Here is a 9,477-nt window from a genome sequence, read left to right as displayed (position 1 = left end):
TCAGTAAATATTACAAAAACTACTACAAACCTTACTTTAAATGATTCACATCATACTATAGTACTTTCTGGAAATCATACTATTACATTACCTGAAGCAAATACTTGTCCAGGAAGAATTTATATCATAGAAAATCCAACTAACAACTTAGTAACTGTTTCTAGTTATAAAGATTTAATTGGAGCAGGATCAACTATAATAAAAAGACAATCAACAACAAAGCTTAAAAGTGATGGGGATAGTTGGTTACAAATAAAAGCAAGTAAAATCACATATTGAAAATAGTAATTAAAGTTACTAAAGACGATAGTTTTGCACTTAAATGGTTAAGGCGTATACCTTAATTATAAATCATAATAAATATCAAATAGTTGGTTAACTTTGCCAACTTATATGGATTCACTAACTCAAATAGTTTTAGGAGCAGCTTGCGGAGAAGCTATTCTAGGAAAAAAAATAGGAAATAAAGCCTTATTATTTGGTGCTATTGGAGGCACCATTCCAGATTTAGATGTTCTTGTTGGTAGCTGGCTTTACGGCAACGAAATTGACGCTATGCTGTTTCATAGAGGGTTTATGCACTCTATATTATTTTCAGTAATTGCCGCTTTTTTATTGGGTTGGTTGTTTTATAAACTATATAATTCAGGAAAACGATTAAATACTACCACACAAAAAGATTGGATTCTATTATTCTTTTGGTCCCTTTTTACACATCCTATTCTAGACTGTTTTACACCCTATGGTACTCAATTATTTGCGCCATTTAGTAATTATCGTGTGGCTTTTAATAATATTGCTGTTGTAGATCCTATATACACATTACCTTTTTTAATTTGTATGATAGTTTTAATGTTTTTTAATCGTGCATCAAATACCAGACGTATTTGGTTAAAATGGGGGATTTACATGAGTTCTGTTTATATGTTTTTCACATTAGGAAATAAACTATACATAGATTCTGTTTTTAGGAAATCTCTAAAGGATAGTACTATAAACGCTATTCGATTTAGCACACAACCAGCCATTTTTAATAACATATTGTGGTATGGTATTGCTGAAACAGAAAGCACGTATTTTATTTCTGATTATTCTTTATTCGATTTAAAAAATAGATTTTTAAACTTTAGGGAAGTACCTAAACAACGTGATTTAAATCCCCAAGATTATAAGGATATTAAAGATTTAGCATGGTTTAGTAATCAGTATTATAGTGTTTATAAAATAGGGGAAAATGAATTTCAATATAACGATTTAAGATACCCCCTTTTAGATCTTGATAATCCAAATACATCTGTATTTAGTTTAAATCTTTACAAAGATGAAAATAGGTTAAACATGAAACCTTTTAAGCCTAAATTTGAAAGTTTAGATGATATTATAAGTACTTTGTGGATAAGGATAAAAGGAATCTAGGGACTGTAATTTTATTATTTTAACTATTTATTTAACTTCTTTTAGATCTCTTTAATTTAGAAAATCTCTTCGTTTATCGATTATTTTAAGGTATTCGTCTTGTTTTAAGCGGATTAAGCCAAATTCTCTGTGACCTATTGATTTAGTTGGAGTCTAAACATTAAATAATTAATTCAGTATCACGATGTCCTCAATAATTAAACTTTTTAAAATATATTTTATATCATTCTTTTCATTTTGTTTTAGGGAAAATGTTGACACAGTCAAAATAAATAATGAGAATAGTGAATTTGTAAGTTATAATTCTAAAAACGATAAAATAGAAAAGAGTACTACTATAAAAAGTTTTGGTAATACCAAATCAAAAGTAATTGAAATAAATTATAATAAAACTACATTAAGTAACCTTGAGGTTGATTCTAAAATAAAAGTGCTTTATTTCAGATTACGAAAAAATTTAGATACACTAGTTTATCTTTCTGAATTAGAGGCTCAGTTTGAAAATAAATATAGTTTATCTAAAGTGATTCAACAATATAATGCAATTAAAAAGTCAATTCAAGTTGATACTATTGAGATTACTAACGAATTGTCATATTATAAAGGATTAAAACAAAATGCATGTGCTTAATTATAACTTGCATAAATATTATAAATTAATTAATAATATTTAATTTCTGCATACAGTTACGCATCATTTTATAAGTACGCTCAATATCAGCATCTAAACCAATAGAAAAACGAATTAATCCATTACTTAAACCCATTTCCTTTTGCTCATTTTCAGGAATTTCAGATGATGTAGAGCTACCTGGTGCACTAAATAAAGTTTTATAAAACCCAAGGCTAACAGCTAAGTATCCTAAATTTTTGTTTTGCATAAGTTCCATTAGCTCATTAGCTTTTTCTAGAGAACCAACATCAATAGTTAGCATTCCACCAAAACCGTAAGTTTTATTCATCATACTTTTAAATAAGTTGTGTGAAGGGTGTGATTTTAAACCAGGATACACCGTTTTTAAACCATCTGATTCAAATTTTTCAGCTAAATACATCCCGTTTTTACTATGCTGCTGCATTCTAATATGCAATGTTCTTAAATTTTTTAATACAGATGCAGCTCTTAAACTATCCATAGTCGACCCTAAAAGCATAGAAGCACCATCGTTAACATTTCGTAAATCATTTATAAAATCTTGAGTGCCACAAACTACACCACCAACAGTATCACTAGAACCGTTAATAAATTTAGTTAAACTATGTATTACGATATCTGCTCCCAAAGTAGCAGGAGATATTGATAAAGGAGAAAAGGTGTTATCTACAATTAATTTTAAACCGTATTTTTTTGCAATAGCAGACAAACCTTTTATATCTGCAACTTCTAAAAGCGGATTGCTTACAGATTCACAGTAAATAATTTTTGTGTTTTTTGTTATAGAAGCTTCAACAATTTCAAGTTTAGTAATATCAACAAAACTTGTTTTAATATTAAATCTAGGTGTAAAATTTTTAAGAAAGGCATAAGTGCCACCATAAATAGTCCTGCTTGAAACAATATGATCTCCAGAATTACATAATTGTAAAATAACAGGTGTTATAGCTCCCATTCCAGATGCAGATACATTGGCGGTTTCTGTACCTTCCATAGCTGCTAAGGCCTCGCCTAAATATAAATTTGAAGGTGAAGAGTGGCGAGAATATAGGTAACAGCCATCAGCATTTCCTTCAAAAGTATCAAACATAGTTTTGGCAGATAAAAATGTATAGGTAGATGAATCTGAAATTGAAGGGTTAACACCTCCAAATTCTCCAAAATATTGTAAATCTTGTATATTGTTTGCGGGTTTAAATGCCATGATTTTTTTGTTTAGGTTAAATTGGGTTGATGTTTTATGTTATTTCATACAAATCTTATTATAATTAGTCTTAAAAACAATGATTATGTTTTAATTTAGAAAATAAAACTAAATTTATATCAATTTTTAGATTATTTATTTAAGTATATCGTATTTTTGAGTTCATTAAAGAAATATTTTAAATTATGATATTTGATGCAACAGATAAAAAGCTTTTAGAATTTATACAACAGGATAGTAAACAGACTAATAAAGAACTTTCAAATAAGCTAAAAATGTCTGTAACAGCTGTTTACGAACGAATAAAAAAGCTTGAAAAAGAAGGATATATTAATGGTTATATAGCTGTCGTTAATAAAGAAAAGGTTGATAGAAATTTTGTGGTGTTTTGCCATGTAAAACTCATTCAACATAGTCAAGAATTTGTAATTAGTTTTGAGAAAGAAGTTAAACAACTAGATGAAGTTCTAGAATGTTATCATTTGAGTGGAGATTATGATTATCTTTTAAAAGTAATTGTAAAAGATATGGCTGCTTTTAGAGAGTTTATGGTAAAAAAGCTAACCCGTATTAATCATATTGGAAGCACGCATAGTATGTTTGTAATTAATGAAGTAAAATACAGTACAGCAATTAATTTCTAATGAATTCTATAATTTATAAAAGTTTAGAGCTTTTTATTATTTTTATTTTAATACCAACAAGTTTTGCTATAAGTTATTCCCCTTGGCTTAAATTTGGTATTGGTGTATTTGGGTTTATTTATGTGATTTATATATTGTTAAAAGTAGAAAACCTCAATTTTAAAATTTCAAAATACTTAAATTGGAAATCCTTTTGGAAAAGTACTGCTGTTAAATTAGTTTTAATTGCTATTCTTACTACATTGTTTGTATGGTTTACAGACAGAGAATCACTTTTCATAGTAATGCTTAATAAACCCATAAAATGGTTTGCCATACTGTTTTTTTATAGTTTCTTTTCAGTATATCCACAAGAATTGATTTATAGAACTTTTTATTTTAAAAGATACAATAACTTATTTAAGAGTGAGTGGCTGTTTATTTTTGTCAATGCTATATTATTTGCTTTAGCTCATCTTTTTTTTGGAAGTGTTTTAGTACTTATTTTAACTTTTTTGGGAGGTTTATTGTTTTCTTTTACTTACAAAAACACACAATCAACACTTTTAGTATCCATAGAGCATGCAATCTATGGCTGCTGGTTGTTTACTGTCGGTATGGGTGAAATGCTAGGTTTTCCAATATAGTATAAAAAAATATTTTTTAAGTGAATGATTGTTTTTTACAATAGTAAATTCTTTTTACTACTTTTAAGCAGCTATTATTAACAAAAACTAACTTATAACATGAAAAAATTAGGACCAATTATCTTAGGAATTATTATTGGAGCAGTATTAACGTATTACTTTTGCCCTCGACAAATTGATGATATGCACTCTGTGGGTGCAGAATTATTAATACCTAAAGACACTATATCTGTTGCTGAAGCCAAAATATTAAGCAAAAACTGGGAGAAAAATAATGCTACAGAAGTAGACTCAACTCTTGAAATTGAAGGATCAAAAAAGAAAATCCGTTCTGTTTGGTGGTCATTAAAAGAAGTTAGAGAGTACCTAACTTACGCAAAATCAAAATCAGACTCTTTAGGGTATAAAATGACAGGTGTTAGAGTTTATTTAGCAAACTATGGTAAGAATGCAAAACCTTCCAAAAATAATAGAAATACTATGTTTATTGTGCCAACAGGGGTTAAATCAACTTCAAAGGCTAGTAGTATAAATCTTTATTTACCACCAAGTAATGGGGATATTCCTGCACCACCATTAAATGAAGGACAAGGAGGAAATCAAGGTTATCCGCAATAATATTAATGAACGATTTTTTATTAGAATATAAAAACACTATTACTTTTAGTGTAGAAATTTTAGCATCTGTTACAGGTTTATTACTTTATAAAAAGTATAAATCAACAGATGTTAAATTTTTTATATGGTTTTTGGTATACCTAACTGTTTGCGATACATTAGGTAATTACACAGAATATATTCATGATGGTGGTATTCTAAATTTTCTTGAAGGTTCTATAATAGACCAAAGTTACTGCTATTGGTGGTATACTACATTCTGGAAAATTGGCGCTATTATGTTTTTTGCTTTTTATTATAGAAAAATATTAGAAAAAAAACTGTTTAAAAAAATAATACAAATTTGTAGTTATATTTTTTTAACATTTTCAATTATTTTTATTGTGCTTAATTGGGATGATTTTTTTAATAAGTTCTTTCCGGCTATTAGTGTTTTAGGTGCTGTAATTATTTTTCTTTGTACAGTTTTTTACTTTATTGAAATATTGCAAAGTGAAAAAATACTAACTTTTTATAAATCAATAAATTTTTATGTTAGTACAGCTATATTTATTTGGTGGCTTGTAGTAACACCGTTAGTTTTTTATGACATTTATATGTCAAATGCAGATTGGAATTTTATTTTTTTAAGATGGCAAATTTATTTGTTTGTTAATATACTTATGTATTCCACTTTCACCTTTGCTTTAATATTTTGTAAGCCAGAAAAAACTGTTATAAACTAATAATTTGGATGATTTTTTTATAAAATATTATACTCAATTAATTCATTTAGTGGAGATTATTGCTGCGGTTACAGGAGTATTACTTTATAAAAAATATAAATTCACAAGTACTAAATATTTCATATACTTTTTAGTGTTTATTGCTTTGGCAGAGATTGTTTCAATGTATACTTATTTGGTTGAGTATAACGGTGTTTTAGGTTTTCTTAAAAGTACTGTTTTTAGAAGAAATTATTGGTGGGGAACATTATATTGGAGCATAGGTAGTATTATGTTCTATTCTTTTTATTTCTTAAAAATATTAAAAACAAAACGTTATAGAGGCATTATAAAAGTAAGCCGTTATTTCTTTTTGTGCTTTAGTTTCATTTTTATAATTATGAATTTTGATGAGTATTTTACAAAGCCATTTCCAATAATTAGTGTACTTGGTGCCTTGATAATTTTTTTGTGCGTGATATTTTATTTTTTAGAAATTTTGGAAAGCAATACAATTTTGCACTTTTATAAATCTATTAATTTTTATATTGCAGCTACAATATTTTTATGGTGGTTAATTATAACACCAATAGTCTTTTTTCATATTTATTTTAGAAATGTAGATTGGGATTTTATTCATTTAAAATGGAGAATCTATTTATTCGCTAATATTTTTATGTATTTAACTTTTACATTTGCTTTAATATGGTGCAGACCACAGAACGATTAGCCAGTACAGCTTCAGAGCGATATTTATTGATTTACATGATTGCTGTTTTGGTAATTGTAACGTCTTTAGTTATTTTATTTTTTGTTGTTTTTTTAAAACGAAAAAATAAATTACTCTTAGATAAAATAAAGCAGCAACAAGCATTTGAAGCAGAAATTATACAAGCTCAAACTGAAGCACAAGAGCAAACCTTAAAAAACATAGGATGGGAATTGCATGATAATGTTGGTCAACTATTATCTTTTGCAAGTATGCAATTAAGTATATTAAAAATGCAAGTTTCTGAAGATATAAAAGATAAATTTAAAGATACATCAGAAGCATTAAGTAACGGCTTAAAGGAGGTTAGAGCACTTTCAAAAACATTGAATAACGACGTTATTTTAAATATTGGTTTTGAAAAATCCATAACCAATGAATTGGATAGAATGAAAAAGATGAAGTTTACTTCGGCAGAACTAAAAATTATTGGCGATAAAGTTGAGTTTAACGACCGTAAACATGAAATTATTATCTTCAGAATTCTTCAAGAGTTTTTATCAAATTCAGTAAAATATTCTGAAGCAAAGAATATAGGTGTAACTCTAGATTATAAACCAGAAAGTATTATTATAACTGCAGTCGATGATGGAAAAGGTTTTGATATAAATGATGTTGAAAAGGGCTCTGGCTTAATTAATATGAAAAGTAGAGCAGCATTAATTAATGCCAGTTTTGAGTTAAACTCTAAACCCAATAAAGGCGTAGAATTAATCATTAATTATCCTTTAAATATTACCCCAGAAATTTAAACACTTTTTTTAGTAACCCTGTTTTTCCTTTATATGGTGCATACCTAAATGAGGGATCAAACCAATTACCACGTTTTACAACAGGTTTTGTATTCGAAAATGCTTCAAAACCATGTTTTCCATGATATTCACCTATACCACTAGCACCAACACCACCAAAAGGTAATCTGTGGTTTCCAAAATGGATTAACAAATCATTAACTACACCGCCACCAAAACTAAATTTATTAATGGTTTTTTCAATAAATGACTTGTTATTAGAAAACACATAAAGTGATAAAGGTTTATCTAAATTCCAAATAATGTTTTCAATATCTTCATTAGTATTATAAGTTACTATTGGTAAAATTGGCCCGAAAATTTCTTCTTGCATAATGGCACTATCTAAACCAGGTTCATCAATTAAAGTAGGTGAGATATAACAATCGTTAATATCAATTTCTCCACCAAATATAATTTTAGTGTCTTTAATTAATTCAGCAAGTCTAAGTGTGTTTTTTTTATTTACTATTCTAGGGAAATCAGCAGATTCTTTAGGATTTTCACCGTAACCTTTTTTAATTTCAGTTTTTAAAACCTGAATAAGTTTTTGTTTCATTTCAGACTGTACAATAACATAATCTGGTGCAATGCAGGTTTGTCCACCATTTAGTAATTTACCCCAAACTAACCTTCTAGCAACGAGTTTTAAATTAACAGTACCATCAATAATACAAGGCGATTTTCCACCAAGTTCTAATACTGTTGGTGTTAAGTTTTTTGCTGCTGCTTTAGCTACTATTTTTCCAACTGTAGTGCTGCCAGTAAAGAAAATAAAATCCCATTTTTGGGACAATAACTCTGTAGCAGTTTCAACACCACCTTCAATAGATGTTGCATGTAACTCAGTAAATACATTTTTAATTATTCGAGTAATTACTTCAGAAGTATGTTTTGTTAACTCACTAGGTTTTAAAACGACAGTATTTCCTGCTGCTATAGCCATAATTAACGGTTCAATGGCCAAGAGAAACGGATAATTCCATGGGGCGATTATAAGTACTGTTCCGTAGGGTTCTTTGTAAATAAAATCTTTTGATGGAAAGGTTAGTAATGATGCTTTAATCCGTTTTGGTTTTGCCCATTTTTTTAAGTTTTTTATAGCTAAGTTTAATTCTGAAATAACAATACCAAATTCACTTAAGTAGGCTTCAAACTCAGATTTTTTAAAATCTTTATTTAGAGCTTTTAGAATAGCTTTTTCATTAGCAAGAATCTCAACTTTTAAAGCTTTTAACAGAGATATTCTATAATTAATATCTTTAGTTTTTTGCGTTTTAAAAAAGGATTTTTGTGAAGAGACTATTTCTTTAATGGATTTCAATTTTTTCTTTTAAAGATATGAAAAATTTAAAGACAAGCATTCCAAACAGCATCATTTGGTAAAGGTGCATCAATAGCTATTGGTTCTTTTTTTACAGGGTGAATAAACTCTATATGTCTGGCATGTAAACTGATGCTGGCATCTTTATTACTTCTATCGAAACCATATTTTAAATCGCCTTTAATTGGGCAGCCTATACTTGAAAGTTGTACTCTAATTTGGTGATGTCTTCCAGTTTCTAAGTTTACTTCAAGTAAATAATAGTTGTCTAGTTTTTTTAAGATTTTATAATGAAGTATGGCTTTTTTACTTTCTGAAACCTCTTTGGTATATGCTTTAGATTTATTGTTTTTAGGATTCTTCTTGAGCCAATGAACTAGGGTGTCTTCATTTTTAGGTGGTTCATTTTTAACTAGAGCCCAATAAGTTTTATTAATATCCTTTGAAGCAAATAATTTATTTAATCTTGGAAGTGCTTTACTGGTTTTTGCGAAAATAACAAGCCCTGTTGTTGGTCTGTCCAACCTATGTACAGTTCCTAAATATACGTTTCCAGGTTTGTTGTATTTATCTTTTATATATTCTTTTACAACGTCGCTTAAAGGTTTGTCGCCTGTTTTATCTCCTTGTACAATGTCTCCAGCACGTTTGTTTACTACAATAATGTGGTTGTCTTCAAATAAAACTTGAAGATTGTTTTTATGAGATAGAATTTTTTCTGCCACG

The 9,477-nt window shown here is 28.2% G+C and carries 11 protein-coding genes and 1 pseudogene; 9 read left to right on the top strand and 3 right to left on the bottom strand.

Going from position 1 to position 9,477, the window contains the following annotated elements:
* The 3 genes and pseudogenes from Q0842_RS15275 to Q0842_RS15265 form a co-directional block, all read left to right on the top strand.
* Window positions 1-279 (top strand): annotated as a pseudogene (locus Q0842_RS15275) (hypothetical protein); the annotation flags it as partial.
* 114 nt (window positions 280-393) lie between these two features.
* Window positions 394-1,416: a metal-dependent hydrolase gene (locus Q0842_RS15270; protein WP_298500150.1), complete on the top strand. Its 1,023-nt coding sequence runs from the start codon at window positions 394-396 to the stop codon at window positions 1,414-1,416.
* A gap of 184 nt (window positions 1,417-1,600) precedes the next feature.
* A complete protein-coding gene (locus tag Q0842_RS15265; RefSeq protein WP_298500148.1) occupies window positions 1,601-2,047 on the top strand; it encodes a hypothetical protein in 447 nt (148 codons plus the stop codon).
* Window positions 2,048-2,072: 25 nt separating this feature from the next.
* Here Q0842_RS15265 and Q0842_RS15260 read toward each other — a convergent pair whose 3' ends face one another.
* Window positions 2,073-3,275 (bottom strand): aminotransferase class I/II-fold pyridoxal phosphate-dependent enzyme, encoded by a 1,203-nt coding sequence (locus Q0842_RS15260; RefSeq protein ID WP_298500145.1) that lies wholly within the window; start codon window positions 3,273-3,275, stop codon window positions 2,073-2,075.
* A 185-nt stretch (window positions 3,276-3,460) separates the two neighbouring features.
* Between Q0842_RS15260 and Q0842_RS15255 the strand changes: the two genes are divergently transcribed.
* The 6 genes from Q0842_RS15255 (at window position 3,461) to Q0842_RS15230 (ending at window position 7,388) form a co-directional block, all read left to right on the top strand.
* Window positions 3,461-3,919, top strand: a complete 459-nt coding sequence (locus Q0842_RS15255) for an Lrp/AsnC family transcriptional regulator (RefSeq protein WP_298500142.1) — start codon at window positions 3,461-3,463, stop codon at window positions 3,917-3,919.
* Window positions 3,919-4,545 (top strand): CPBP family intramembrane glutamic endopeptidase, encoded by a 627-nt coding sequence (locus Q0842_RS15250; protein ID WP_298500138.1) that lies wholly within the window; start codon window positions 3,919-3,921, stop codon window positions 4,543-4,545. The genes Q0842_RS15255 and Q0842_RS15250 overlap by 1 nt, the downstream gene beginning before the upstream one ends.
* A 99-nt stretch (window positions 4,546-4,644) precedes the next feature.
* Window positions 4,645-5,163 (top strand): hypothetical protein, encoded by a 519-nt coding sequence (locus tag Q0842_RS15245; protein ID WP_298500135.1) that lies wholly within the window; start codon window positions 4,645-4,647, stop codon window positions 5,161-5,163.
* A gap of 5 nt (window positions 5,164-5,168) precedes the next feature.
* Window positions 5,169-5,888, top strand: coding sequence for a hypothetical protein (locus Q0842_RS15240; protein ID WP_298500132.1), 720 nt, complete (start codon window positions 5,169-5,171; stop codon window positions 5,886-5,888).
* 4 nt (window positions 5,889-5,892) lie between these two features.
* Entirely contained in the window at window positions 5,893-6,597 is a 705-nt protein-coding gene (locus Q0842_RS15235) for a hypothetical protein (RefSeq protein ID WP_298500129.1), read from the top strand.
* Entirely contained in the window at window positions 6,573-7,388 is an 816-nt protein-coding gene (locus Q0842_RS15230) for a histidine kinase (RefSeq protein ID WP_298500126.1), read from the top strand. The genes Q0842_RS15235 and Q0842_RS15230 overlap by 25 nt, the downstream gene beginning before the upstream one ends.
* Here the strand turns inward: Q0842_RS15230 and Q0842_RS15225 are convergent.
* Window positions 7,372-8,751 carry an aldehyde dehydrogenase gene (locus Q0842_RS15225; protein ID WP_298500123.1) on the bottom strand — a complete coding sequence of 460 codons (1,380 nt, stop codon included), beginning with the start codon at window positions 8,749-8,751 and terminating at the stop codon, window positions 7,372-7,374. The two genes, Q0842_RS15230 and Q0842_RS15225, sit on opposite strands and share 17 nt — an antisense overlap.
* A 26-nt stretch (window positions 8,752-8,777) precedes the next feature.
* Window positions 8,778-9,476 carry an RluA family pseudouridine synthase gene (locus tag Q0842_RS15220; protein ID WP_298500120.1) on the bottom strand — a complete coding sequence of 233 codons (699 nt, stop codon included), beginning with the start codon at window positions 9,474-9,476 and terminating at the stop codon, window positions 8,778-8,780.
* Window position 9,477 lies beyond the last annotated feature (1 nt).

Source organism: uncultured Algibacter sp., from assembly GCF_947495675.1.
Taxonomy (GTDB): Bacteria; Bacteroidota; Bacteroidia; order Flavobacteriales; family Flavobacteriaceae; genus Algibacter_B.
This window is presented reverse-complemented; position numbering and strand designations above follow the sequence as displayed.